The organism is Luteimonas yindakuii, from assembly GCF_004803715.2.
Classification (GTDB): Bacteria; Pseudomonadota; Gammaproteobacteria; order Xanthomonadales; family Xanthomonadaceae; genus Luteimonas; species Luteimonas yindakuii.
Window position 1 is genome coordinate 1,169,010 of sequence record NZ_CP039383.2, and the last position, 24,076, is coordinate 1,193,085.

The following is a 24,076-nucleotide window of genomic DNA, read 5'->3' on the forward strand; positions in this document are numbered from 1 at the left end:
ATGCGGCTGACCAGGGAAGGTCGATGGGACGCTATCACCCCCCGGAGCGGGGAACAACGAGCGACGTGGTCCGGGCCGAGGGAAAGTCGGGTGGCCTGCTGGAGCGGATGCGTGGTCGGATCCGGCGGCTCGGGCTTGCCCGCAGGACAGAGGATGCCTACGTCGGCTGGGTGGTGCGTTTTATTCGCGCCAATGGCCGGCGGCATCCGCGCGAACTCGGCGGGCGTGAGGTGGAGGCGTTCCTGACCACGCTGGCGGTGCGTGGAAACGTCGCGCCGTCCACGCAGAACCAGGCTCTCGCGGCGCTGCTGTTTCTCTATCGCGAAGTGCTGGAGCAGGATCTTCTCTGGATGGAGGACATCCGTCGCGCGAAGAAGCCGCAGCGGCTGCCGGTGGTGCTGTCGCGTGAGGAGTGCGCGGCGGTGCTCGCGGAAATGTCGGGAGTGCACTGGCTGATGGCATCACTGTTGTATGGCAGTGGGCTGCGGCTGATGGAATGTGTGCGTCTGCGGGTCAAGGACGTGGACTTTGCCCGCGGTGAACTCACCGTGCGAGCCGGCAAGGGTGGGCGGGATCGCCGCACGATGCTGCCGCAGACACTGTTCACAGCATTGCAGGCGCAGTTGGAGGAGGTGCGTCGGCTCCATCGCCATGATCTCGAGGCCGGATACGGCGCAGTCTGGCTGCCTTCCGCGCTGGGCGTGAAGTTTCCCGGCGCTGCCCGTGAGCCCGGCTGGCAATATGTGTTCCCGTCGACCGCACGCAGTGTCGACCCGCGTAGCGGGATCACCAGGCGCCACCACCGCGACGAGAAAGGGTTGCAACGCGCCTTCAAGCTGGCCGTGCGCGGCGCGCAGCTGGTGAAACCCGCGACCTGCCACACGCTCCGGCATTCGTTCGCGACCCACTTGCTGGAGGCAGGTTACGACCTGCGTACGATCCAGGAACTGCTCGGGCACAAGGACGTTTCCACCACGCAGATCTATACCCACGTGCTCAACCGCGGTGGCCGAGGCGTGCGCAGTCCGCTCGACACGCCGGTGGGCGCATGAGGACCGGAAGCGTGCGTCCTTTTGGACCGGTAGTGGCCGTCGCGCTGGTGGCAGGTGCGCTGGGCACGCTGATGCTGCCGGTCGTACCCGGGTGGCTGGCGTGGTGTGCGGTCGCCGCGGCAGGGTTCGCCGGCTGGTGGTACGGCGGCTGGTGGCGTGGGGGCGGTGCATTCGCCACCGGTGCGGCGCTGGCCGGGCTGCATGCCGTATTTGCCCTGGCCCTGCAGCTGCCCGTTGCCCTGGAGCGGGCGGACGTGCCGCTGACCGGGCGCGTGGTGGGCCTGCCGGAGCACGATGTCGATCGCACCCGCTTCCAGTTCCGGGTCGACCGTGACCGCAGGATTCCCGACGCTCTGCAGGGGCGGCTGCTTCGGCTGGCCTGGTACGACGGCCGCGATGGCGAACCCGGTGCCCGGCATGCGCTGGAGGCTGGCAGCCGTTGGGCATTCACTGCGCGGCTGCGTGCGCCACGCGGGCTGCGCAATCCGGGGTGGTTCGATGGCGAGAAGCACGCGTTCGCGCGGCGAATCGCTGCGGTCGGCTATGTGCGCGATCGTGAGCCGGTCACGCAGTTGCGCGCCGGGCAGGGGATCGACCGCTGGCGCGAGCAGGTGGCGCAACGGATCGATGCCACCGTGCCCAGTGCATCGTCGCGTTATGTGCGTGCGCTGGCGCTGGGCGATACGCGCGGTCTGGACGAGATCGACTGGGAAACCCTGCGTGCGACCGGCCTGACCCATCTGATCGCGATCTCCGGCTTCCATGTCGGGCTGGTGGCCGGCTTCTTCGCGCTGCTGGCGGGCGGGCTGTGGCGGGTGTGGCCCGCGCTCGGCCGGGCGTTGCCGCGGCCCCAGGCGGCGGTCCTCGCAGCGTTTGCGGCCGCGTTGTTCTATGCCGCGGTTGCCGGCTGGGCGCTTCCCACGGTGCGCACCGTGCTGATGATCGGCGTGGCAATGGCTGCGCGGCTATGGAGGCGCCCGCTCGGCGTGGCCGATGCGCTGGCACTGGCCGGCATCGCGATCGTGCTGGTCGATCCCTTGTCGCTGCTCACCGCCGGCTTCTGGCTGAGTTTCGCCGGCGTGGCGTGGCTGGTCTGGTGCCTGCCGGATGCCCAGGGCAAGCCGCTGCTGGCCAGCTTCCTGCGCGCGCAATGGGTGGCCACGCTCGGCCTGCTGCCGCTGACGGTGATCCTGTTCGGGCAGGCGTCGCTGGCCGGGCCGTTCGCGAATCTCGTCGCGATTCCATGGTGGAGCCTCGTGGTGGTGCCGTTGTCGCTGCTTGGCACCGCACTGGAGGCGGCGCATGCGGGCTGGGGCGCAGGCAGCTGGCGACTGGCCGCGTGGTGCTTCGATCTGAGCTGGCCGCTGTTCGAGCGCCTGGCCGCCAGCGGCGCCGCCCTGTGGTGGCTGCCCGAGGCGCGCTGGTTCGCGCTGCCGCTGGCCGTGCTGGCGGCGTTCTGGCTGCTGTTGCCGCGCGGCGTGCCGGGCAAGTGGCTGGCGCTGCTGTTGTGGCTGCCCCTGCTGTGGCCGGATCGCCAGCTGCCCGACGCCGGGGCCGCGGAACTGATCGTGCTGGATGTCGGCCAGGGGCTCGCCGTGCTGGTGCGGACCAGGCACCAGTCACTGCTGTACGACATGGGGCCGGCCGTCCCCGACGGCTACGACGCCGGTGAACGCGTGGTATTGCCGGCCCTGCACGCACTGGGCGCACGTCGCCTGCATGCGCTTGTCGCAAGCCACGCCGATCTCGACCATGCCGGTGGCCTGCCGGCCGTGCGGCGGCAGTTTCCGGACGCGGCGCTGTTCGCCCCGGAACATGCCGGCATCGAGGGCACCGCACCGTGCCTGGCGGGCGCCGGCTGGCAGGTGGATGGCGTCACCTTCCGCTTCCTGCACCCGCCGCTGCACTTCCCGGACTTCCGCAACGAGGCCAGCTGCGTGCTGCGCGTGGAGACCATGCACGGGGCGGTGCTGCTGGCCGGCGACATCGGTGCTGTGGTCGAGCGCGAACTGGCGCGCGCGGACCCGGTCGCTGTCCGTGCCGATGTGGTGCTGGCCGCGCACCACGGCAGCGGGAAGTCCTCCGATCCGCTTTTCGTCGCCGCGACCGGTGCACGGCACGCACTGGTGTCCACCGGCCACGGCAACCGCTTCGGACATCCGCAGGCCGAGGCCGTGGTGCGCTGGGAAGAGGCGGGCGCGCAGGTGCATGACACCGCGGCGGCGGGAGCCCTGCGCGTGCGCCTGGATGCCCGTGGCATAACGGTCGAGGAACGCCGGGCGAGCCATCCGCGGCTGTGGGATGCCGCGCACCGGATGGCGCGCCTGACCGCCGCGCCGTAGGGGCGCCGGCCTGCGTACCGCGGCGATACCACGACCGCCGCCACTGCGCGCCGCGATGGCTACGCTATCCTAGCGCTCGGTTTCGTGATCGGCCGCTGCGGCCCGGGGAATACAACGTGCTTGAACTGGTCAAGGCCGGCGGCTGGCCGATGATTCCGCTGTTGCTGTTGTCGGCGGTGGCGCTGGCGATCGTCGTCGAGCGCTGCTGGGCGCTGCGCCGCAAGGCGGTATTGCCGCCGGGCCTGGGTGATGAGGTGCGGGCCTGGGCCGCGCGCGGGCGGCTGGACCCGACCCATATCGAGTCGCTCCGCCAGACCTCGCCGCTGGGCGCGCTGCTGGCCGCCGCGCTGGACGTGCGCAACCGCAGCCGCGAGGAGATCCGCGAGCGGATCGAGGACATCGGCCGCCATCTGGTGCACCGCATGGAGCGTTATCTCAATGCGCTGGGCACGATTGCCGCCGCCGGCCCGCTGCTGGGCCTGTTCGGCACCGTGGTCGGCATGATCCAGATGTTCATGGGGGTGATGGACCACGGCGTCGGCGACGTCAACCAGCTCGCCGGTGGCATCGGCAAGGCGCTGGTGTGCGCGGCGGCCGGCATGATCGTGGCGATTCCGGCGCTGATGTTCCACCGCCATTTCCGCGCCCGCATCGATGGCTACATCGTCGAGATGGAGAGCGAGGCGATCCGCCTGATGGATGCCATCGACCCGCGCAGCCGCCGCCCCGCAACTGCCGGTGCGCCGGTGGCGCCCGCGGTGGGCGAGCCCGCGCTGGCCGTGCAGGGCTGAGCCATGCGCATCCGCGACCGTCGCGCACGCGACGAGCCCGAGCTCAACCTGGTGCCGCTGATCGACGTGATCCTGGTGCTGATCATCTTCTTCGTGATCACCACCACGTTCGACGCCCGCTCCGTGATGAAGCTGGAACTGCCACGTGCCAGCGCCGACGAGACGCAGGCGCAGACCCAATCGCTGAGCGTGCTGGTCAATGCCGACGGCCGCTACTTCGTCGACGACCGCGAGGCGCTGCGCACGGACGTGGAGTCGCTCAAGCGCACCATCGTCGAAGCCGCCGGCGACGACCGCCAGCGGCCGGTGCTGCTGCGCGCCGATGCGCGCACCCCGCACCAGGCCGTGGTCACGGCGATGGACGCGCTGGGCCAGCTCGGCTTCCGGCAGATTTCGATCGCCACCGCGCCCGACGCGGCCGCGGCGCGGTGAGCATGACCCGATGAAGCCAGGGCAGCCCAAACCGCCGGCGGCGTGGCCGATCTACCGCCGCCTGCTCGGCCATGCCGCGCGCTACTGGCCGCTGCTGGTCGTCGCCATGATCGGCATGGTCATCGAGGCGATCGCCGGGGGCGCGTTCGTCTACCTGATGGGGCCGCTGACCGACGACGGCTTCGTCAACCCGCAACCCTGGGCCGCGATCTGGCTGCCGCTGGCGATCGTCGCCCTGTTCCTGATGCGCGGCGTCGCCACCTTCGCCTCGGACTACGGCATGGCGCGCACCGGGCGCAGCGTGGTGCGCGACATGCGCGAACTGGTGCTGGGCAAGTACCTGCGCCTGCCGAGCGCGCGTTTCGACGACGAAGCCGTGCCGGCCATGGTCAGCCGCCTCAACTTCGACACCGAACAGGTCGCCCAGGCCAGCACCGATGCGCTGAAGGTCATCGTCGCCGACGGCCTGACCATCATCTTCCTGCTCGGCCTGATGCTGTGGACCAGCGCCAAGGTCACCATGGCGATGATCGTGGTGGTGCCGCTGATCGGCGTGCTGGTGTGGGTGGTGGGGCGGCGCTACCGGCGCATCAGTTCCGGCATCCAGACCGGGATGGGCGATCTCGCCCAGAGCGCGGAGCAGTCGCTGGCCGCGCAGCAGGACGTCAAGGTGTACGGCGCGCAGCGCTTCGAGCAGGACCGCTACTCGGCGCTCACCAACCGCGTGCTGCGGCTCAACATGAAGGTCGAGACCACCCGCGCGGTCGCCTCGGCGCTGGTGCAGATCTTCGCCGCGTGCGCGCTGGCGGCGATCATCTGGGTGGCCACCCGCGAGGCGCTCGAGCAGGCACTTTCGCCGGGCGAGTTCGTGCAGCTGATGACCGCGATGATGGGCATCATCCCGTCGCTGCGGCGCATCACCAACGTGCAGAGCGTGATCGGACGCGGCGTGGCCGCCGCCGAGCGCATCTTCTCCATCCTCGATGCCGACGAGGAGCGCGATGCCGGCGGACGTCCGCTCGAGCGCGCGCGTGGCGAGCTGCGCTTCGAGAACGTCGGCCTGCGCTACGAACGCGATGCAGGCCATGTCGCGCTGGAAGACATCAGCTTCACCGCGCGTCCGGGCACCGTTACCGCCATCGTCGGCCGTTCCGGCAGCGGCAAGACCAGCCTGGTGCGGCTGGTGCCGCGCTTCTACGAGCCCACCAGCGGCCGCATCACCCTCGATGGCGTGCCGCTCGACGACTTCCGCCTGGCCGACCTGCGGCGGCAGATCGCGCTGGTCGGACAGCGCGTGATGCTGTTCGACGATTCGATCGCCGCCAACATCGCCTATGCCGCCGACGCCACGCCGGAGGCGCTGCGGGCCGCCGCGGAAAGCGCGAATGCCTGGGAATTCATCGAACGCCTGCCGCAGAAGATGGACACCACCATCGGCGAGAACGGCTCGCGGCTGTCCGGCGGGCAGCGTCAGCGGCTGGCGATCGCGCGCGCGATCCTGCGCGACGCGCCGATCCTGATCCTCGACGAGGCCACCGCCGCGCTGGATACCGAATCCGAGCGGCTGGTGCAGGTCGCGCTCGACCGCCTGATGCCCGATCGCACCACGCTGGTCATCGCGCACCGGCTGTCCACCATCGAACACGCCGACCAGGTGCTGGTGCTCGACCACGGTCGGCTGGTGGAGCAGGGCACGCACGCGGAGCTGCTGGCGCAGGGCGGCCTCTACGCGCACCTGCACCGCATGCAGTTCCGCGACGGCGACGCATGAGCGGTCGCACCCGCACGCCCCCGCGCTGGTGGTTCGACGGCGCCGCCCCGCCGCTGTGGGCGCGCGCGCTGGCAGGCGTGTACGGCAGCGCCGTGGCGATGCGTCGTGGCCTGTATGCGCGCGGCCTGCGCCGCCGCCTGCGTGCGGACGCGCCGGTCATCGTCATCGGCAACCTCATCGCTGGCGGCAGCGGCAAGACGCCGCTGGCGATCGCGCTGGTGGAACGCCTGCGCGCTGCCGGCTGGACGCCCGGCGTGGCCAGCCGCGGCTATGGCCGCGATCGTGCCGAGGAGGCGCTGTGGGTCGAGGCCGGCACGCCGGTCGAGCTGTCCGGCGACGAGCCGCTGCTGATCGCCCGCCGCACCGGCGTGCGCGTGCGCGTGGATCGCGACCGTGCGGCCGCCGCGCGTGCGCTGGTCGCCACCGGCTGCGACGTGGTGGTCTGCGATGACGGCCTGCAGCACTACCGCCTGCGCCGGGATCTCGAGATCGAGGTGATCGACGGCCGCCGCCGTTACGGCAATGGCCTGCTGATCCCCGCCGGACCGCTGCGCGAGCCTGCGGCGCGTTCTGCCGACGTCGCCTTCCGCGTGGTCAATGCCGGCACCGCGGTGCCGGGCGAGGCCGATGCCGAAGCTGCCGGATTCGGCGAATGGTCGATGCGCCTGCATTCGACGCGGGCACTGCCGCTGCTGGGTGGGCGCGCGCTGTCGCTGGACGCATTCACCGGCAAGCGCGTGCACGCCGTGGCCGGCATCGGTGATCCCGAGCGCTTCTTTGCCGGCCTGCGTGCGCGCGGGATCGGCGTGGTCCCGCACGCGTTTCCCGACCATCACCGGTACGTGGCCGACGACCTGCGGTTCGGCAGCGACCTGCCGGTGTTGATGACCGAGAAGGATGCGGTGAAGTGCGCCGCACTCGCCGGCGAGCGCCATTACAGCGTGCCGGTGGATGCGCAGCTTCCCGAGGCGTTCTGGGTGGCGCTGCTCGATCGCCTGCAGGCATTGCGCACCGATCCGCGCTGAGCTGCGCTGCAGGCCCTGTATCCGCGGTGCGTGGCAGAATCCCCGGCATGATTCCCGATTTCGTCGTCGCCATCCCGGCCCGTCTCGCATCCACCCGCTTGCCCGGAAAGCCCCTGCAGCCGCTTGGCGGCGAACCGCTGGTCCTGCACGTGGCGCGGCGTGCGCTCGCTGCCGGCGCTGCCGAGGTGTGGGTCGCCACCGACGACGAGCGCATCGCCGCCGCGCTGGCGTCGACGCCGGTACGCGTGGCGATGACCCGCGACGACCACGCATCGGGCACCGACCGCCTTGCCGAGTGCGCCGGCATTGCCGGCTGGGACGACGACACCATCGTGGTCAACCTGCAGGGCGACGAGCCGTTCGCGCCGGCCGACGGCATCCGCGCCGTCGCCGCTCTGGTGGCCGACAGTGGCGCGCCGATGAGCACGCTGGCCGCACCGGTGGAGGACGTGCACACGCTGCTCGATCCCAACGCGGTGAAGCTGGTGCGCGCAGCCAATGGTGATGCGCTGTACTTCAGCCGTGCGCCGGTGCCGTGGCCGCGGGATGCGTTCGCGGTTACGCGCGACCGACTGCCGGGCGGGCACACCTGGTTGCGCCACATCGGCATCTACGGGTATCGCGCCGGGTTCCTGCGTGCGTTCGCGGCCATGCCGCCGGCGGTGCTCGAGCAGGTGGAAGCGCTCGAGCAGTTGCGCGTGCTGGAAAACGGCCACCGCATCGCGGTGGGCCTGACGCCATCGCCGTTCCCGCCCGGCATCGACACCCCCGAGGACCTCGCGCGCGCGGAAGCGCGGTTGCAGGAGCACCACCATGGCTGAGCCCGTACGCCTGCTGGTGGTGTGCCTGGGCAACATCTGCCGCTCGCCGATGGCCGAAGGCGCGTTGCGCCGGCGGCTAGCCGAGGCCGGTCTCGACCACGTCGAAGTGGATTCCGTCGGCACCAGCGACTGGCACGTCGGCAATCCGCCGGATCCGCGCGCCATCGCCACCGCCGCGCGCCACGGCGTGGACCTTTCCGGTCTGCGCGCACGCCAGCTGTCGGACGCCGACTACACCGGATTCGACTGGCTGCTCAGCGCGGACCTGCAGAACCTTGCCGACGTGCGTGCGCGCAGGCCCGCTGACGCGGCCGCCGGCATCGCCCTGTTGACCGAATGGGCCGGCGTGAAGAGCGGCGATGGCGCCATTCCGGACCCCTACACCGGCGGCGACGACCACTTCGAAGAGGTCTGGCAGGTGGTCGAGGCCGTGGCGCGCGGCGCGGTGCGCAGGCTGCAGGCCCCGCGTAACGGGTTTGACGCATAATCCCGGGATTGCGGACGGCCTCCGGACGGTCCATGGAACACACGCTCGCCCCCGAGTTTCCTGCCAGCCTCGACTGGCTCAACACCACCGAGCCGGTGCGCATGGCGCAGCTGCGAGGGAAGGTGTGCGCGCTGGCCTTCATCAACGCCGGCTCGGCGTGGTCGACCCAGCGCCTCAACGACCTCGCGCACCTGCACGCGCGCCATGGCGAGCGGCTCAACGTGGTCGCCGTGCACGTGCCGAAGTTCGAGCACGAGCGCGATGCACGTCGGGCCGGGCGGCGCCTGCGGCGGCAGAAGTTCGATTTCCCGGTGGCGCACGACGCCGACTGGGTGGCCTGGCAGCAGTTCGGCATCGAGGCCTGGCCGACGGTGGTACTGCTCGATGGCGACGGCCGGATCCGTGAGCGCGTGGTCGGCGAAGGCCCGATCCGCGAACTGGACATGCGCGTGAGCGAACTCGTTGCCGGCCTGGTGCCGCGTTCGCGCAGCCCGCGGCCGATCGAGCTGCGCCGTGGCGGCGAGCCCGGCTTGCCCCTGCGTTTCCCGGTGGGCATCACCCTGTCGGGGGGTTATCTCTATCTCGCCGACAGCAACCACCATCGCGTGCTCGAATGCGACCAGAGCGGGCGTGTCCTGCGCCAGTTCGGCAGTGGCGGCCCGGGCTTCATCGACGGCCCGATGGAGCTGGCGGCGTTCAACCGCCCGCATGGCATCGCCATCGAGCGCGACACCCTCTATGTCGCCGACAGCGGCAATCACGCGGTGCGCCGCATCCAGCTGCGCACCGGTGATGTCGACACGGTGCTTGGCGCGGGGCGCCCCGGCAGCGCCGAGCCCGGCATCGTCGGCGATCCGCGTGCGGTGATCCTCGACCAGCCACGCGCGGTGGCGCTGGCCGGCGGCCACCTGTACGTGGCCTGCGCCGGCGACAACCGTATCTGGGACCTCGACCTCGGCCAGCGCGAGCTGTCGCTGCTGGCGGGCTCCGGCGCGCTCGACGTGATCGACGGCACCGGCGAGATGGCCGCGTTCGCCGAGCCGGTCGGGCTGACCGCGGTCCAGCAGGCGGTGTACGTCGCCGATGCCGCCGGCTCCGCGATCCGCAGCATCAACGTGCGCACCCGCCAGGTGCAGACGCTGGTCGGGCAGGGCGCATGGGAATTCGGACGCGCCGACGGCCAGCGCGTGGACGCGCGGCTGCAGCAGCCGCAGGCGCTGGCCCTCGACCCCGATTCGCCGCGCCTGTGGATCGCCGACAGTGGCAACGACGTGTTGCGCACCCTGCGCCTGGGTGGTGGCGAACTGACCACGTTCGAACTGCCGCGGCCGCTGCATGGCCCGTCCGGGCTCGCGGTGGCCGATGGGGTGGTGTGGATCGCCGATACCGATGCGCATGCGGTGCTGCGGCTGGATACGCGCGACGGCACGATGAGCCACGTGCCCATTGGCGAATGACGGCAGTGGGCGGCGCATGAGCCCGCGCAGGACCGCTGAGGGCAGCGGAAGCTTCGACGGCAAGGCGTACGTCAGCACCCTGAGCACCGCGCCCGGTGTCTACCGGATGCTCGCCGCCGACGGGGCCGTGCTGTACGTCGGCAAGGCCGCCTCGCTGCGCAAGCGGGTGGCCAACTACTTCAGCGGCGCGCCGAAGCCGACGCGGATCATGTCGATGGTCTCGCAGATCGCGGCCATCGAAGTCACCGCCACGCGCACCGAAGCGGAAGCACTGCTGCTGGAAAACCAGCTGATCAAGTCGCTCAAGCCGCGTTACAACGTGATGCTGCGCGACGACAAGAGCTACCCGTACGTGCTGCTGACCGGTGACGAGTGGCCGCGGCTGGCGTTCCATCGTGGCCCGCGTTCGATGCCCGGCCGCTACTTCGGGCCGTATCCCAGCGCCAGCAGCGTGCGCGAGACGCTCAACGTCATGCACAAGCTGTTCCGCCTGCGCAACTGCGAGGACAGCGTGTTCCGCAACCGCTCGCGGCCGTGCCTGCAGTACCAGATCGGCCGCTGCAGTGCGCCCTGCGTGAACCTGGTCGACCCGCAGGAGTACGCACAGGCCGTGCATCGCGCCGGCCTGTTCCTCGACGGGCGCAGCAGCGAGCTCAACGAGGAACTCGCGCAGGCCATGGAGCAGGCGTCGGAAGCGCTGGAGTTCGAGCGCGCCGCGGCCCTGCGCGACCTCATCGCCACCATCCGCGGTCTGCAGGCGCGCCAGTATGTCGACGGCAGCATCGCCGACCTCGATGTGCTGGCCTGCACGATGCAGGGCAGCCAAGCCTGCGTGATGCTGCTGGCCTTCCGCGACGGCCGCAATCTGGGCACCCGGGCATTCTTCCCGCGCACCGCCGGCAGCGAGGACCCGGCCGAGGTGCTGGCGGCGTTCGTTTCGCAGTACTACGCCGAACAGCTGCCGCCACGCGAGATCGTGCTCGACCGCGCGATCGAGGATGTCGCCCTGTTGCAGGAGGCGTTCTCCATCAACGCGGGGCGCCGCGTGCAGATCAAGACCAGCGTACGCAGCGAACGCGCCGGTTACGTCGAGCTGGTGCGTCGCAACGCGGCGCTGTCTCTCGCTGCCCGCATCGACAGCCAGTCGGCGCAGCAGGCCCGGCTCGAAGCCTTGCGCGAACTGCTCGGCATGGAGTCCGCGCCCCGGCGCATCGAATGCTTCGACATCAGCCACACCATGGGCGAGGCCACGGTGGCGTCATGCGTGGTGTTCGATGGCGAAGGCCCGGTGCGCTCGCAGTACCGGCGCTACAACATCACCGGCGTGGTGCCCGGCGACGACTACGCCGCCATGCACCAGGCGCTGACCCGGCGCTTCCGCCGCGCTGCGGCGGCGCTGGGCACGCTGCCGGACGCGGCGGGCGAGGGCGTCGAGACCAAGGCCCCGGCACCCCGCGACGCGGTACTGCCCGACGTACTGCTGATCGACGGTGGCGCCGGCCAGGTGGCGCAGGCGCGCGATGTGATGCAGTCGCTGGGCATCCCGGCGCGCAGCGCAGCCAATCCCGAGGGCGTGCTGCTGGTGGGCGTGGCCAAGGGCGAGGCGCGCAAGGCGGGGCACGAGACCCTGCTGCTGCCGGATGGCCGCGAACTCAAGCCGGGACCGGACTCGGCGGGGCTGCAGCTGGTGCAGCAGGTGCGCGATGAGGCGCATCGTTTCGCGATCACCGGGCACCGCGGCCGCCGACAGAAGGCGCGCAGCGTGAGCCGGCTCGAGGATATTCCCGGCATTGGCCCGCGCAGACGCGCTAACCTGTTGCGGCATTTCGGCGGACTCGCCGGCCTCAAGGCCGCCGGTGCCGAGGAGATCGCGCAGGTCGAAGGCGTCAATGCCGCGCTCGCGCGACGCATCTACGACAGCCTGCACGGCACCGATTCCGCGACCTGACCCGATGAAGCTCACCGTTCCCACCTGGCTCACCCTGCTGCGGATCCTGATGATCCCGCTGCTGGTGATCGTCTTCTATCTGCCGTTCAAGTGGACCAACTTCGCCTCCGCGGCGATCTTCGGGCTGGCGGCCATCACCGACTGGCTGGATGGCTGGATCGCGCGCCGCTACCACCAGTCGTCCGCGTTCGGCGCCTTCCTCGACCCGGTGGCCGACAAGTTGATGGTCGCGGTGGCGCTGTTCCTGATCGTGCAGGGGCATCCCACACCGTGGATGGCGTTCTGGGCGGCGGTGATCGTGGGTCGGGAGATCGCGGTGTCGGCGCTGCGCGAGTGGATGGCCGCACTCGGCCAGCGCGCCACCGTGCGGGTCGCCGCGATCGGCAAGTTCAAGACCGTGGTGCAGATGGTCGCGCTGCTGTGCCTGCTGTACTCGGTGACACCGGATCGGCCGGCGCGCGCGATGCCGTGGATGGGCGAACCGGTGTTCGTGATCGGTGACTGGCTGCTCGCCGCTGCCGCACTGCTGACCCTGTGGTCGGGCTTCCTTTACCTGCGCGCGGCGTGGCCGGTACTGATGGAAAGCGAACAGAAAGGTGTTGACACCACCCGAAGTCAGGTTAGAATTTCGTCTCCACCGCGGGAATAGCTCAGTTGGTAGAGCGCAACCTTGCCAAGGTTGAGGTCGAGGGTTCGAGCCCCTTTTCCCGCTCCAGATTCCACAAGACCCCGCTTGCGGGGTCTTGTTTTATCCGCGAAGTGCACCGGTTTTCCGCTAGACTTCGCACCGCGTCACCGGCCTGGTGGCAGAGTGGTTATGCAGCGGACTGCAAATCCGCGTACGCCGGTTCAATTCCGACCCAGGCCTCCAGAACAACGGCGCCGGCCGAAGGCCGCCAGCCTTGCTCCTCCACCGCATGCGCGACACGCCGGCGGAGTGTGAGCCCGGAGACCCGCGCAAGCGGGTCTTCTGCGTTGCGGGGTCCGCTCCGGCACGTACATATCGCGTCGGTTCCGTCCGCTCCACGAGCGGATGCCGGAGCATGCGCAAAGCCCCATGCGGCGTGTATGCAGCGACCACCACGCGGCGTTGCGTGCTTCCGCTGCCGGCCGCGGTCAGGCACGCTATGCGCGCATGCCCGGATGGCGAAACTGGTAAACGCAGCAGACTTAAAATCTGCCGGTCGCAAGGCCTTCCGGGTTCGATCCCCGGTCCGGGCACCATCCTCGAGAAAGGCGATCCCTTGACCGCACCGCCCGATCCCACCCACGCCCGCATCGGCATCATCGGACTCGGCTACGTGGGCCTGCCGCTGGCCGCGGCGTTCGGGCGCAGCCACGACACCGTCGGCTACGACATCGACGTACAGCGAGTGGACGAACTGCGCGCGGGTATCGACCACACGCGCGAGACGGAGGCCGATGAACTCGCCGCCGCGGTACGCCTGCGCTACACCGCTGATCCCGACGACCTTGCCGACCGCAACGTCTACATCGTCACCGTGCCGACGCCGATCGACGCGCTGCAACGCCCGGACCTGCGCCCGCTGCAGGAGGCGAGCGAACTGCTGTCGCGGCTGATCGCACCGGGTGACCTCGTCATCTACGAATCGACCGTCTATCCCGGTACCACCGAGGAGATCTGCGTGCCGATCCTCGAAGCCGGGTCGGGGCTGCGCTTCAACAGCGACTTCTGGTGTGGCTACAGCCCGGAGCGCATCAACCCGGGCGATCGCAAGCGGCGGCTGGCGGATATTCCCAAGGTGACGTCCGGATCCACGCCCGAAGTCGCCGCCGTGGTGGATGCGCTGTACGCCGGCATCGTGACCGCAGGCACCCATCGCGCGCCCTCGCTGCGCGTGGCCGAGGCCGCCAAGGTGGTCGAGAACATCCAGCGCGACGTCAACATCGGCCTGATCAACGAGCTGGCGATGATGTTCGACCGCCTCGGCATCGACACGCTCGACGTGCTCGAGGCCGCCGGCACCAAGTGGAACTTCCTGCCGTTCCGCCCCGGGCTGGTCGGCGGGCACTGCATCGGTGTCGACCCCTACTACCTGACCCACAAGTCCGAGTCGGTGGGCTACCACCCGGAACTGATCCTTGCCGCGCGCGGCATCAACAACCGCGTCGGCGCGCACGTGGCGCTGCGCGTGGTCGGCCTGCTCGGCGAGCGCGGCGTACCGGCCGCGGGAGCGCGCGTGCTGGTGCTGGGCCTGACCTTCAAGGAGGACTGCCCGGACCTGCGCAACAGCCGGGTCATGGACGTGGTCGACGGGCTGCGCACTGCCGGTGCGCAGGTGGACGTGCACGACCCGTGGGCGGATGCCGACGAGGCGCGGCGCATGCACGCTATCGATCCGGTGACGAAGCCGGAACCCGGCTGCTACGACGCCATCGTGCTCGCCGTGGCGCATTCGATGTTCCGCGGTTGGTCGCCCGACACGGTGCGTGCGCTGGGCAAGCCCGGAGCCGTGGTGTTCGACGTCAAGTCCGTTTGGCCGCGCGCGCTGGTGGACGGGCGTCTGTAGCACCGGCTGCGCGTGCGGCAGCCCTCGCAAACTCCGCCGTGATCCGGGCGACCGCCGGCAGGTGTGTGCTGCATGGCGATGACGGCGTCGTCGGTAGACTGCACGCATGAGCACATCGATCCCTTCCGGCCTCGGTCGTTACTTCGCGTGGTGGGCGTCGATCGCCCTGGCCCTTGTCAGCATCGGCCTGGCCTTCGCGTGGCCGCAGTGGTGGTGGGGCGCAGCCATCGGCGGCGTGCTGGCGGCGATCGGCACGGTCGACGTGTTGCAGAAGCGCAGCACCCTGCGCCGCAACTATCCGCTGCTGGCGCACTTCCGCTATGGCCTGGAATCCATCGGCCCGGAGATGCGGCAGTACTTCATCGAGGGCGATACCGCCGAGGTGCCGTTCTCGCGCCAGCAGCGAGCGCTGGTCTACCAGCGTGCGAAGTCGGTCAGCGACGTGCGGCCGTTCGGCTCGCAGCAGAGCGTGTACGCGGTGGACTTCGAATGGATCAACCATTCGTTGCGCCCGGTGCACCTCGAGGAGCATGACTTCCGCGTCGAGGTCGGCACGGGCTGTGCGCTGCCGTATTCGGCCAGCGTGTTCAACATCTCGGCGATGAGCTTCGGTTCGCTGTCGGCCAACGCGATCCTCGCGCTCAACGCCGGCGCGAAGGCGGGTGGCTTCTACCACGACACCGGCGAGGGCTCGATCTCGCGCCACCATCGCGTGCACGGTGGCGACCTGGTGTGGGAGATCGGCTCCGGCTACTTCGGTTGCCGCAACGCGTCGGGCCTGTTCGATCCGGGCCGGTTCGCCGCCAACGCGCAGGATCCGCAGGTGCGGATGATCGAACTCAAGCTGTCGCAGGGTGCCAAGCCCGGCAAGGGCGGGTTGCTGCCGGCCGCCAAGGTGACCGCGGAGATCGCCGAGGCGCGCGGTGTGCTGCCGGGCGTGGACTGCATCTCGCCGTCCCATCATTCCGCGTTCGATACGCCGATCGGGCTGCTGGAATTCATCGCGAAGATGCGTGAGCTGTCAGGCGGCAAGCCCACCGGCTTCAAGCTCGCCATCGGTCATCCGTGGGAATGGATGGGCATCGCCAAGGCCATGCTGGAAACCGGGCTGGTGCCCGATTTCATCGTCGTCGATGGTGCCGAAGGCGGCACCGGCGCGGCGCCGGCGGAGTTCATCGACCACGTCGGCGTGCCGATGCACGAGGGGCTGATGCTGGTGCACAACACCCTGGTCGGCATCGGCCTGCGCGAGCGCGTGCGTATCGCCGCGGCAGGCCGCATCACCAGTGCGTTCGATATCGCGCGTACGCTGGCCATGGGCGCGGACTGGTGCAACTCCGCGCGCGGCTTCATGTTCGCGCTGGGCTGCATCCAGGCCCAGAGCTGCCACAACGACCGCTGTCCCACCGGTGTCGCGACGCAGGACCCGACGCGCTGGAAGCAGCTCGACGTCCACGACAAGGGGCTGCGCGTACAGCGTTACCACGAGAACACGTTGCGCGCGTTGCGCGACCTGATTTCCGCCGCCGGGCTCTCGCATCCGGCGCAGATCTGCCCGGAGCACATCCTGCGCCGGGTCTCGCCGACAGAGATCAGTTCGCTTTCGGCCCTGTACCGCTTCCTCGAGCCCGGCGAACTGCTGCACGGCGAGCCGCAACATGCGGTGTTCCGTACGTTCTGGGCAGGGGCCCGCAGCGATTCCTTCGCCCCGCCGGAGCGCGTGGGCGCCTACCGGCGGTAGTGGAGGGCAGGGCGCACGCGCGGCCTACAGGACTTCGGACGCGTAATCCGCCAGCCGCGAACGTTCGCCACGGCGCAGGGTGATGTGCGCGCTGTGCGCCCAGGCCTTGAAGCGGTCCACCGCATAGGTGAGGCCGGACGTCGTTTCGGTGAGGTAGGGCGTGTCGATCTGTTCGACGTTGCCCAGGCAGACGATCTTGGTGCCCGGGCCGGCGCGGGTGATCAGCGTCTTCATCTGCTTGGGCGTCAGGTTCTGCGCCTCGTCGAGGATCAGCCAGCGCGACAGGAAGGTGCGCCCGCGCATGAAGTTCATCGAGCGGATCTTGATGCGGCTGGCGAGCAGGTCGTTGGTCGCCTGCCGGCCCCAGCTGCCGCCTTCCTGGTTGTGGGTGAGCACCTCCAGGTTGTCGGTCAGCGCGCCCATCCACGGCGTCATCTTTTCCTCCTCGGTGCCGGGCAGGAAGCCGATGTCCTCGCCGACGCTGACCGTGGCGCGGGTCATGATGATCTCGCGGTAACGCTGCTGGTCCATCACCTGCGCAAGCCCCGCGGCCAGCGCCAGCAGCGTCTTGCCGGTGCCGGCGGTGCCGAGCAGGGTGACGAAGTCGATCTCCGGATCCATCAGCGCGTTGAGCGCGAAGTTCTGTTCGCGGTTGCGTGCCGAGATTCCCCACACCGAATGCTGCGGGGTGCGGAAGTCGTCGACGATCTGCAGCACGGCGCGATCGCCCTCCACGCGGGCAACGCGGAACTCCGCATCCTCGTCGCCGGGGAGATAGAGGAACTGGTTGGGGTGCCAGTCGTCATCCCCGCCCACGCGCACCTCGTAGAAGGTGCGGCCGCGATCGGTCCACGACTTCAGGTCCTTGCCGGAGCGCTCCCAGAAGTCCTCGTGCAGTGCGGTGGCACCGGTGTAGAGCAGGCTGAAATCATCGAGCGCGCGGTCGTTCTCGTAATCCTCGCTGGGGATCCCGGCGATCGCCGCCTTGATCCGCAGGTTGATGTCCTTGGAGATGAACACCACCGGGATGTCCGGCGATTCGCGGCGCAGCGCGAGGATCGCGCCCAGGATGCGGTTGTCGGGCGCCACCGCGCCGAACGAGGCCTTGTCTTCGCTCGGCACCGTGGTCTGGAAGCGCAGGCAGCCGGTACTGGCCACCCCGCGCAGCTGCACCGCGCCCGGACGGTTGAGGGTGAGGCCGGTCGCGATGTGCCCGGCGCCCTGGTCCTCGATCAGCTCGTTGATGAAGCGGCTGACCTGGCGTGCGTTGCGGCTGGCTTCGGAGGTGCCCTTCTTGCCGTTGTCGAGTTCCTCGATGACCTGCATCGGCAGGTAGACATCATGTTCCTCGAAGCGGAACAGCGCCGTCGGGTCGTGCATCAGCACGTTGGTGTCGAGCACGTAGATCCGCTTGCCCTTGGTCATCATCATCGACGGTGTCCGTGTGGGAGGAAGGGTGTGGAGCGCGCGCAGCCGCAGGCCGCCACGGCCCGCTGGGCGGGGCGGCGACACGTGGCCGATGCGTGGGGAATCACTGGGCGCGGGCCGCCTGCAGGGCGTCCAGCACGGCCTGTGCATGGCCGGGCACGCGCACCTTGCGCCAGGCCTCGCGGATGCGCCCGTCGGGATCGATCAGGAACGTGCTGCGCTCGATGCCGAGCACCTTGCGCCCGTACATGTTCTTCTCGCGGATGACGTCGAACGCGCGACACAGCACTTCGTCGGCATCGCTGACCAGGGCGAAGCGGAAGTCCTGCTTCGCGCAGAAGTTGTCGTGCGACTTCACCGAATCGCGCGACACGCCGAGGATGCTCGCGCCCAGCGCCTCGAACTCCGGCAGCAGCGCGTTGAAGTCGAGGCCTTCGGTGGTGCAGCCGGGCGTCGAATCCTTCGGATAGAAATAGATCACCAGCCAGCGACCGGCGTAATCGCCGAGGGTCGCCTGCGCGCCGCCGGACAGTGCCAACGGCAGGTCGAGGGTGGCACGGTCGAGCGTGTCGCCTGGGTTCATTCCGTTTCCGTCAAGCGTGGCCATGCCGCCGGTCAGAACTTCATCGGGTCCATGATCGCGTCCAGGTTCAGATGGTCGCAGAACTCGAGGAAGTCATCGCGCAGCGCGGCGATGTGCATGTCCGCGGGCACGCCGATGGTGACCTGGGCGGAGAACATGTCCGCACCGGTCTGCATCGCGCGATAGCGCGAGGAATGCAGGCTTTCGATGGTGATGCCCTGGCGGTCGAAGAAGTCCGCCAGCTGGAACAGGATGCCCGGCTTGTCGGCCGCGATGACCTCGACCACGTACGGCAGCAGGTTGGACTGCATCGGCTTCGGGCCGGTGCGGTACCACACCAGCTTCAGGCCCTCGTCGCGATCCAGCCGCGACAGCATCGCCTCGAGCTTGGCCACCGCATCCCACGAACCCGTGGCCAGCGCGGTGACCGACACGTCGCGGCCGACGGTGGACAGGCGTGCGTCGACCATGTTGCAGCCGCTGTCGGCGATCCGCCGGCTCACCGCGAGCAGCGGCGAGTTCGGATGCGTCGTGTAGGCGTTGATCAGCAGGTGGTTCTCGTTCGGCGCAGGCCGGGAAGCGGGATCTGGATCGGTCAAGGCGGCATCCGCGACAGTCGGGTGGGGCGATCCGGAAAGCTCCGGATGCCGCGGCCAGCATACTTGCCGCTGCTTCCGGGCCGCAAGTAACATCGCCGGTCTTCGCGGCGCAATGCCGCCATTTTCCGCGGGTTTGCCCGCTTCAACCGGATCACCACACCGTGCGACTGTCTGGCAGCATCACCGCGCTGGCGACGCCGTTCACCGCCACCGGTGAACTCGACCTCGATGCCTGGAACCGGCTGCTGGCGCAGCAGCTCGACGGCGGCACCCGCGGACTCGTGGTCGCCGGTTCCACCGGCGAGGCCGCGGCGCTCTATCACCCGGAGTTCGACCTGCTGGTGCGTACCGCCGTGCAGGTGGTTGCCGGCCGCGTGCCGGTGATCGTCGGCACCGGAAACTCCGCCACCGCACGCACGATCGAGCAGACCCGTCGCGCTGCCGACCTGGGTGCCGACGCCGCCCTGGTGGTGACGCCGCCCTATGTGCGGCCCACCCAGGCCGGCCTGCTCGCCCATTACGGCGCGGTCGCCGACGATGGCGCACTGCCGGTGCTGCTCTACAACGTGCCGCCACGCACCGGCTGCGACCTGCTGCCGGAGACGGTGGCCGCACTCGCCGGACATCCGGCCATCCTCGGCATCAAGGAAGCGCGGTCCGAGCCCGAACGCATGCAGGCGCTGCTGGCGCTGCGCGGCGAGGGATTCGTGGTGCTGAGCGGCGACGACCCCACGGCCGCGCGGGCGATGCTCGCCGGTGCCGACGGCGTGATCTCGGTGGTGTCGAACATCGTGCCGGCGACGTTCCGCCGCCTGTGCGACCTGGCCACCGGCGGCGATCAGGTGCAGGCGCAGGCGCTCGATGAGCAGTTGCAGGCGCTGTACGACTTCGCTGGTATCGAGCCCAACCCGATCCCGGTCAAGGCCGTACTGGCGCGGATGGGCATCGGCCACGGCCTGCGCCTGCCGCTGACCACGCTGTCGGCCACGCACGCGGCCGCCGCCGATCGCGCCCTCGAGCTCGCGCAGGCGCTGGAACGCTCCAGCCGCGATACACTCGCGCCCTGACCTGCAGGAGACCCCGATGTCCCGTTCCGATTCCCGCCTTCGTACCGCCGTTCTCGCCGGCCTGGCCATCGCGGTACTGGGCACTTCCGGTTGCAGCTGGTTCCGCAAGGAAAACGCGATGTACGCGCAGGCCCCGGAAACCCGCCCGCTGGAAGTGCCGCCGGAACTCGATCGTCCGCGTACCGATGGCGCGATGGTGGTGCCGGACGCGACGCAGTCGGTCAGCCGCTCCGAGATCGGCACCCAGCGTGCGCCCGTGGCCAGCGCCACCGGTTTCAGCGTCACCGGCGAGCGCGACCAGATCTTCACCCGCGTCGGTGAAGTGCTGAACACCATCGACGGCGTCACCATCGCCAGCAGCGCGCAGCTGCTGGGCACGTACGACATCAACTACCAGGACACGAGCTTCCTCGTGCGCGTGGCGATGACGGGCGAGGGCGCCTACATCTCCGCGGTGGACCCGCGCGGCGTGCCGGCGTCCGGCGATGCGCCGAGCCAGCTGATCGCACGGCTGCGCGCCGGCATGGGCCAGTGATCGCGGCGTAAGGCCGGGGCATGTGATCACCTGCAACGGGCGCTTCGGCGCCCGTTCTGCATTGGGCCGCAGCGCGTGTGGCCTGCGGCTCAAGAAGCGTCGGTGGTCGGCGCTGCCGCGGCCGCAGCCGGTGCCGAGAACGGGATCGTGTCGGGCGCCGATGCGCCGCCGGAGATGATGAAGCTCATCGCCTGGTCGACCGTCCAGTCGGTGGGCGTGAGCTTTTCCACCGGCACCACTTCGAGATAGCCGGAAGTCGGGTTGGGCGTGGTCGGCACGTACACGGCCGCGAGTTCACGTCCGGTGCCCTGCTCGCGCATCACCCGGGTGACCAGGCCGATCGATTTCATCTGGTCGTGGGGGAAGTCGATGAGCACCACGCGCTGGGTGGTGCCGGGCTTGGTCTGCAGGATGTCGAGCAGCTTGCGCGAGCTGCCGTAGATGATGCCGGCCAGCGGCACCCGGACCACGAAACGCTCGAATCCGCGCAGCAGGCTCTGTCCGATCACGCGACGGGTCAGCCAGCCCACGACCAGGATCGCCAGCAAGGTGGCCAGCAGCGCGATCGCGTTCTGCACCCACAGCCCGTTCGCCCAGCCGGCCTCGTCGGGGAACCACGCGGCGATGCGCGTCGACACCGGTGCCACCCACGGCAGGCTGATGTCGCTCAACAGCACGAACACGAATTTCACCACCACCCAGGTCAACCAGATCGGCAACAGGGTGAGCAGGCCGGCAATGAACATCCGCTGCAGGCGGCGGTGGAACGGAAGGGGTTCGGACATGGGTGAATTCTAGCGGTTCGGCACGCCCGCACCGATGTCGCAATGACTCAGGGTTCGCGCACCAGGCGGAACCCGACGTCGTCGTAACCGCGTTTGCCGTCGCGTGCGCCGCCGCTCTCGTCGCGGCGCCAGCTGCTGCCACGCACGTGGCGACGTGCGCAGTCGCCTTCGCAGTCGAGCAGCCATTCCGCCACGGCGCGCGAGCCCCCGCTGGCGGCGCTGCCGGACGCTTCAACGGCGGTGGGCAGGCGGTAGCGGTGGCCGTTGCGCGCGCCGAGCCATTGCGCGAATGCCTGCGCGTCGTCCCACGACACGCAGACCACCGGATCGGCATTGCCCTGTTCGAAGCCGGGGTCGGTCCAGTCGCGGCGCGCGATCACCCGCAGCACCGAGGCGCGCTCGCGGCACAGCGCGGCGGGGCGACCGGTGGCCTCGGCAAAGCGCGTGTAGTCACTGCGGCTGATATGGCGGCGCGTGAGCGCATAGGCGCCATCGCCACTGCGCACCACGGTCATCCGCGCCGGATCACCCGTCAGCACCGCGCCCACCGCGGGCACCGCTTCCGCCTGGCGGCGTAGGCGCTCGCGGGTGGTGGCGTCCAGCGATGCGGCCTCTGCCAGGGCCACCGCCTTGCGGGCGGTATCACGATCGAAACGCCGGGCGGCGGCCTCGATGCGCGTCGCGAGCGCGGTGGCGAAGTCGCGCCGCAGTTCGACGGCGAGGTCCTCGTCGCCGAGGCCGGTGGCCTGCGCCAGCGACGCGATGCGTTCGAGCTGGCGGCGTGCCGCGGCGTCGTTGCCGTTTTTCACCGCATCCGCGGCATCGGCGGCAAGCGCGCGCGCGAGCTGCGCCGACAACTGCGGCAGGTCGAGATGGTCCGGCGCGATGCCCGCCACCGCGACCAGGCTGTCGTAGGCGTTGTCGCCGGCGGGCGACACCAGGCGGCGCTGCTGCAGCTGGCGCCGCGCGTCCTCCACCAGGGTGCTGGCTTCCGACTCGGGTGCCGCACGCAGCAGTGCATCGTCGGGATTCCCGATCATCGGTATGCCACCGTCGGCGATGGCACCCGGCTGCGATGGCGTTCCGGCGCGGAAGAACCCACGCGCCGCGTCGTCGCCATGGCGCATACCGAAGCCCAGCCCGGCCGCCAGCAGCAGGCCCAGCACGATCCACGCCCCGCGCGGCAGTTCGCGCATGCGTGCCATGCCGGCAGCGGCGGCGTCACGCGGCGAAAAGCTGCGCTGCGGCCCCTGCGGCAGGCGCTCGAGCGCGTGCAGCATGTCCGCCGCGTCGTGGAAGCGCTTGAGCGGATACTTCGCCATCGAACGGTCGATGAACGTCTGCCAGTGGCGCAGGTGCGGGGGCAGCCGCGGGATCGGATCCTGCGCGTGCATGACCGCCATCGACAACGCGTCCTGTGCCTCGAACGGCAGCCGGCCGGTGAGCATCTCCCAGGTCAGCACGCCCAGTGCGTAGAGGTCGGCACGATGGTCGACCTCTTCCCCGCGGGCCTGCTCGGGCGCCATGTAGGCGGTGCTGCCGAGGGCAAGCCCGGCGCTGGTCACGCGGCTGCCATAACCGCGGCGCAGGGCGATGCCGAAATCCGCCAGCAGCGGGCGGTCGGCCTCGTCGAACAGTACGTTCTCGGCCTTGACGTCGCGGTGGATCACCCCGCGCGCATGCGCATAGGTCAATGCCGCCAGCAACGCGCGCAGGATCTCGCGGATGCGCGTCTCGTCGCCGGCGAGTTCGCGTTGGCCGAGGTGGCCGCGCGTCATGTGCGGCATCACGAAGAACGGGCGGTCGTCGGCGGTGCGGCCGATCTGGTGGATGCCGACGATGTGCGGATGGTCGAGGCGGCCGATCGTGCGCGCCTCGTTCTCGAAGCGGCGGCGGCTGACTTCGTCGCCCAGCGCTTCCGGGCGCATCACCTTGATCGCCACGTCGCGGCCCAGCGATTCCTGCCGTGCGAGGTACACGGTGGACATGCCGCCGTCGGCGATCCGGCGCAGCACGCGGTAGCCGGCGATCTCCGGCAATGGCGTTGCCGCGTCGTGGGATGTGGTCCGGTCCTGCATGCCGCCCCCTGTCAGGCGTGCAGCATAGCCACGCCGGCCGCGGTCGTGGTGAATCACGTCAGCCGTGCCGACGGTCCTTCTTGCGGCGCACGTAGATCTGCTTGCGCACCCGCGCCACCACGTCACCCTCGTCGTCGACGACATCGGTGTCGAACCAGTGCAGGTACTTGCCGCCGTCGGCGGTTTGCGCATGCATGGTGGCCAGCGTCGCATCGTCGAGCACGAAGCCGGCGCGCACGGTGCCACGGCCCGGCTTCAGGAACTCGATGTCGCCCGCGCGGTCCCAGACGTAGTGGTCGCGGCCGATCGATTCCTTGACCAGCAGCATCCAGAACGGGTCGGTCATCGCGAACAGGCTGCCACCGAAGTGGGTACCGACGTAATTGCGGTTCCATGGCCGCATGCGCAGCGCCACCCGAGCACTGCGCCAGTCGCGATCGATGTGCTCGACGCGGATCCCCGTACACAGGAACGGCGGCCACAGGTTCATCAACAGGCGAAGGCGATCAGCCGTCATTGCGTCATGCCGGGAAACGGGCCCGGCATTCTGCCATACGCGAAGGTACGGTTGTCCCGGCGCCGGGTATTGCGCCGGTCCGCCGC

Annotated in this window: 21 protein-coding genes and 3 tRNA genes; 18 read left to right on the forward strand and 6 right to left on the reverse strand. The window is 69.8% G+C overall.

Features of this window, described 5'->3' with window-relative positions; translation table 11 throughout:
• Positions 1 to 107 precede the first annotated feature (107 nt).
• The 16 genes from E5843_RS05380 (at position 108) to E5843_RS05455 (ending at position 16,398) form a co-directional block, all read left to right on the forward strand.
• Positions 108 to 1,052 carry an integron integrase gene (locus E5843_RS05380; protein WP_136413039.1) on the forward strand — a complete coding sequence of 315 codons (945 nt, stop codon included), beginning with the start codon at positions 108 to 110 and terminating at the stop codon, positions 1,050 to 1,052.
• Between the two features lie 11 nt (positions 1,053 to 1,063).
• Complete coding sequence (locus E5843_RS05385; protein WP_425480729.1) at positions 1,064 to 3,394, forward strand: DNA internalization-related competence protein ComEC/Rec2; 2,331 nt, start codon at positions 1,064 to 1,066, stop codon at positions 3,392 to 3,394.
• A 116-nt stretch (positions 3,395 to 3,510) separates the two neighbouring features.
• On the forward strand, positions 3,511 to 4,185 hold the full coding sequence (locus E5843_RS05390) for a MotA/TolQ/ExbB proton channel family protein (protein WP_136412052.1): 675 nt from the start codon (positions 3,511 to 3,513) through the stop codon (positions 4,183 to 4,185).
• 3 nt (positions 4,186 to 4,188) lie between these two features.
• Entirely contained in the window at positions 4,189 to 4,617 is a 429-nt protein-coding gene (locus E5843_RS05395; protein WP_134673045.1) for an ExbD/TolR family protein, read from the forward strand.
• A 10-nt stretch (positions 4,618 to 4,627) separates the two neighbouring features.
• Complete coding sequence (msbA, locus tag E5843_RS05400; protein ID WP_134673046.1) at positions 4,628 to 6,388, forward strand: lipid A export permease/ATP-binding protein MsbA; 1,761 nt, start codon at positions 4,628 to 4,630, stop codon at positions 6,386 to 6,388.
• Positions 6,385 to 7,413: a tetraacyldisaccharide 4'-kinase gene (lpxK, locus tag E5843_RS05405; protein ID WP_134673047.1), complete on the forward strand. Its 1,029-nt coding sequence runs from the start codon at positions 6,385 to 6,387 to the stop codon at positions 7,411 to 7,413. Before msbA ends, lpxK begins: the two co-directional genes overlap by 4 nt.
• A gap of 50 nt (positions 7,414 to 7,463) precedes the next feature.
• The gene (kdsB, locus tag E5843_RS05410) at positions 7,464 to 8,234 is read left to right on the forward strand and encodes a 3-deoxy-manno-octulosonate cytidylyltransferase (RefSeq protein ID WP_136413040.1); all 771 of its coding nucleotides are present in this window, start codon (positions 7,464 to 7,466) and stop codon (positions 8,232 to 8,234) included.
• Positions 8,227 to 8,721, forward strand: coding sequence for a low molecular weight protein-tyrosine-phosphatase (locus E5843_RS05415; protein WP_136412053.1), 495 nt, complete (start codon positions 8,227 to 8,229; stop codon positions 8,719 to 8,721). Before kdsB ends, E5843_RS05415 begins: the two co-directional genes overlap by 8 nt.
• Before the next feature lie 32 nt (positions 8,722 to 8,753).
• A complete protein-coding gene (locus E5843_RS05420; RefSeq protein WP_134673049.1) occupies positions 8,754 to 10,178 on the forward strand; it encodes a thioredoxin-like domain-containing protein in 1,425 nt (474 codons plus the stop codon).
• A 16-nt stretch (positions 10,179 to 10,194) separates the two neighbouring features.
• Positions 10,195 to 12,126, forward strand: coding sequence for an excinuclease ABC subunit UvrC (uvrC, locus tag E5843_RS05425; RefSeq protein ID WP_141065748.1), 1,932 nt, complete (start codon positions 10,195 to 10,197; stop codon positions 12,124 to 12,126).
• Between the two features lie 4 nt (positions 12,127 to 12,130).
• Positions 12,131 to 12,775 (forward strand): CDP-diacylglycerol--glycerol-3-phosphate 3-phosphatidyltransferase, encoded by a 645-nt coding sequence (pgsA, locus tag E5843_RS05430; protein ID WP_134673051.1) that lies wholly within the window; start codon positions 12,131 to 12,133, stop codon positions 12,773 to 12,775.
• Positions 12,766 to 12,841: transfer RNA gene (locus tag E5843_RS05435), tRNA-Gly, on the forward strand. Before pgsA ends, E5843_RS05435 begins: the two co-directional genes overlap by 10 nt.
• Before the next feature lie 82 nt (positions 12,842 to 12,923).
• Positions 12,924 to 12,997, forward strand: a tRNA-Cys gene (locus E5843_RS05440).
• Between the two features lie 266 nt (positions 12,998 to 13,263).
• Positions 13,264 to 13,350: transfer RNA gene (locus tag E5843_RS05445), tRNA-Leu, on the forward strand.
• A 20-nt stretch (positions 13,351 to 13,370) separates the two neighbouring features.
• A complete protein-coding gene (locus E5843_RS05450) occupies positions 13,371 to 14,657 on the forward strand; it encodes a nucleotide sugar dehydrogenase (protein ID WP_136412054.1) in 1,287 nt (428 codons plus the stop codon).
• 106 nt (positions 14,658 to 14,763) lie between these two features.
• Positions 14,764 to 16,398 carry an FMN-binding glutamate synthase family protein gene (locus E5843_RS05455; RefSeq protein ID WP_141065749.1) on the forward strand — a complete coding sequence of 545 codons (1,635 nt, stop codon included), beginning with the start codon at positions 14,764 to 14,766 and terminating at the stop codon, positions 16,396 to 16,398.
• A gap of 24 nt (positions 16,399 to 16,422) precedes the next feature.
• Here the strand turns inward: E5843_RS05455 and E5843_RS05460 are convergent, their stop codons facing one another.
• The 3 genes from E5843_RS05460 to E5843_RS05470 form a co-directional block, all read right to left on the reverse strand.
• Positions 16,423 to 17,823, reverse strand: a complete 1,401-nt coding sequence (locus E5843_RS05460) for a PhoH family protein (RefSeq protein ID WP_136413041.1) — start codon at positions 17,821 to 17,823, stop codon at positions 16,423 to 16,425.
• 106 nt (positions 17,824 to 17,929) lie between these two features.
• On the reverse strand, positions 17,930 to 18,409 hold the full coding sequence (locus tag E5843_RS05465) for a peroxiredoxin (protein ID WP_136412055.1): 480 nt from the start codon (positions 18,407 to 18,409) through the stop codon (positions 17,930 to 17,932).
• A 32-nt stretch (positions 18,410 to 18,441) separates the two neighbouring features.
• Positions 18,442 to 19,008, reverse strand: coding sequence for a glycine cleavage system transcriptional repressor (locus tag E5843_RS05470; RefSeq protein ID WP_129135539.1), 567 nt, complete (start codon positions 19,006 to 19,008; stop codon positions 18,442 to 18,444).
• Positions 19,009 to 19,169: 161 nt separating this feature from the next.
• Between E5843_RS05470 and dapA the strand changes: the two genes are divergently transcribed.
• Positions 19,170 to 20,075 (forward strand): 4-hydroxy-tetrahydrodipicolinate synthase, encoded by a 906-nt coding sequence (dapA, locus tag E5843_RS05475; RefSeq protein ID WP_136412056.1) that lies wholly within the window; start codon positions 19,170 to 19,172, stop codon positions 20,073 to 20,075.
• A 16-nt stretch (positions 20,076 to 20,091) separates the two neighbouring features.
• Positions 20,092 to 20,610: a hypothetical protein gene (locus E5843_RS05480; protein WP_141065750.1), complete on the forward strand. Its 519-nt coding sequence runs from the start codon at positions 20,092 to 20,094 to the stop codon at positions 20,608 to 20,610.
• Positions 20,611 to 20,699: 89 nt separating this feature from the next.
• Here E5843_RS05480 and E5843_RS05485 read toward each other — a convergent pair whose 3' ends face one another.
• Genes E5843_RS05485 through E5843_RS05495 form a run of 3 tightly spaced genes read right to left on the reverse strand, consistent with a single transcriptional unit; the run spans position 20,700 to position 23,990 of the window.
• Positions 20,700 to 21,395: a DUF502 domain-containing protein gene (locus E5843_RS05485; RefSeq protein WP_134673058.1), complete on the reverse strand. Its 696-nt coding sequence runs from the start codon at positions 21,393 to 21,395 to the stop codon at positions 20,700 to 20,702.
• Positions 21,396 to 21,442: 47 nt separating this feature from the next.
• A complete protein-coding gene (locus E5843_RS05490; RefSeq protein ID WP_166815906.1) occupies positions 21,443 to 23,473 on the reverse strand; it encodes a bifunctional serine/threonine-protein kinase/formylglycine-generating enzyme family protein in 2,031 nt (676 codons plus the stop codon).
• Between the two features lie 58 nt (positions 23,474 to 23,531).
• Positions 23,532 to 23,990 carry a DUF4442 domain-containing protein gene (locus tag E5843_RS05495; RefSeq protein ID WP_136412058.1) on the reverse strand — a complete coding sequence of 153 codons (459 nt, stop codon included), beginning with the start codon at positions 23,988 to 23,990 and terminating at the stop codon, positions 23,532 to 23,534.
• Between the last annotated feature and the right edge of the window lie 86 nt (positions 23,991 to 24,076).

Excerpts from the sequence above, each read along its gene's own strand:
- E5843_RS05480 (WP_141065750.1), top strand. The coding sequence starts at position 20,092 with ATGTCCCGTTCCGATTCCCGCCTTCGTACCGCCGTTCTCGCCGGCCTG.
- E5843_RS05460 (WP_136413041.1), bottom strand. The coding sequence starts at position 17,823 with ATGACCAAGGGCAAGCGGATCTACGTGCTCGACACCAACGTGCTGATG.
- E5843_RS05495 (WP_136412058.1), bottom strand. The coding sequence starts at position 23,990 with ATGACGGCTGATCGCCTTCGCCTGTTGATGAACCTGTGGCCGCCGTTC.
- E5843_RS05490 (WP_166815906.1), bottom strand. The coding sequence starts at position 23,473 with ATGCAGGACCGGACCACATCCCACGACGCGGCAACGCCATTGCCGGAG.
- msbA (WP_134673046.1), top strand. The coding sequence starts at position 4,628 with ATGAAGCCAGGGCAGCCCAAACCGCCGGCGGCGTGGCCGATCTACCGC.
- E5843_RS05395 (WP_134673045.1), top strand. The coding sequence starts at position 4,189 with ATGCGCATCCGCGACCGTCGCGCACGCGACGAGCCCGAGCTCAACCTG.
- E5843_RS05465 (WP_136412055.1), bottom strand. The coding sequence starts at position 18,409 with ATGAACCCAGGCGACACGCTCGACCGTGCCACCCTCGACCTGCCGTTG.
- lpxK (WP_134673047.1), top strand. The coding sequence starts at position 6,385 with ATGAGCGGTCGCACCCGCACGCCCCCGCGCTGGTGGTTCGACGGCGCC.
- E5843_RS05415 (WP_136412053.1), top strand. The coding sequence starts at position 8,227 with ATGGCTGAGCCCGTACGCCTGCTGGTGGTGTGCCTGGGCAACATCTGC.
- E5843_RS05485 (WP_134673058.1), bottom strand. The coding sequence starts at position 21,395 with ATGTCCGAACCCCTTCCGTTCCACCGCCGCCTGCAGCGGATGTTCATT.
- E5843_RS05420 (WP_134673049.1), top strand. The coding sequence starts at position 8,754 with ATGGAACACACGCTCGCCCCCGAGTTTCCTGCCAGCCTCGACTGGCTC.
- uvrC (WP_141065748.1), top strand. The coding sequence starts at position 10,195 with ATGAGCCCGCGCAGGACCGCTGAGGGCAGCGGAAGCTTCGACGGCAAG.
- pgsA (WP_134673051.1), top strand. The coding sequence starts at position 12,131 with ATGAAGCTCACCGTTCCCACCTGGCTCACCCTGCTGCGGATCCTGATG.
- E5843_RS05455 (WP_141065749.1), top strand. The coding sequence starts at position 14,764 with ATGAGCACATCGATCCCTTCCGGCCTCGGTCGTTACTTCGCGTGGTGG.
- E5843_RS05380 (WP_136413039.1), top strand. The coding sequence starts at position 108 with ATGCGTGGTCGGATCCGGCGGCTCGGGCTTGCCCGCAGGACAGAGGAT.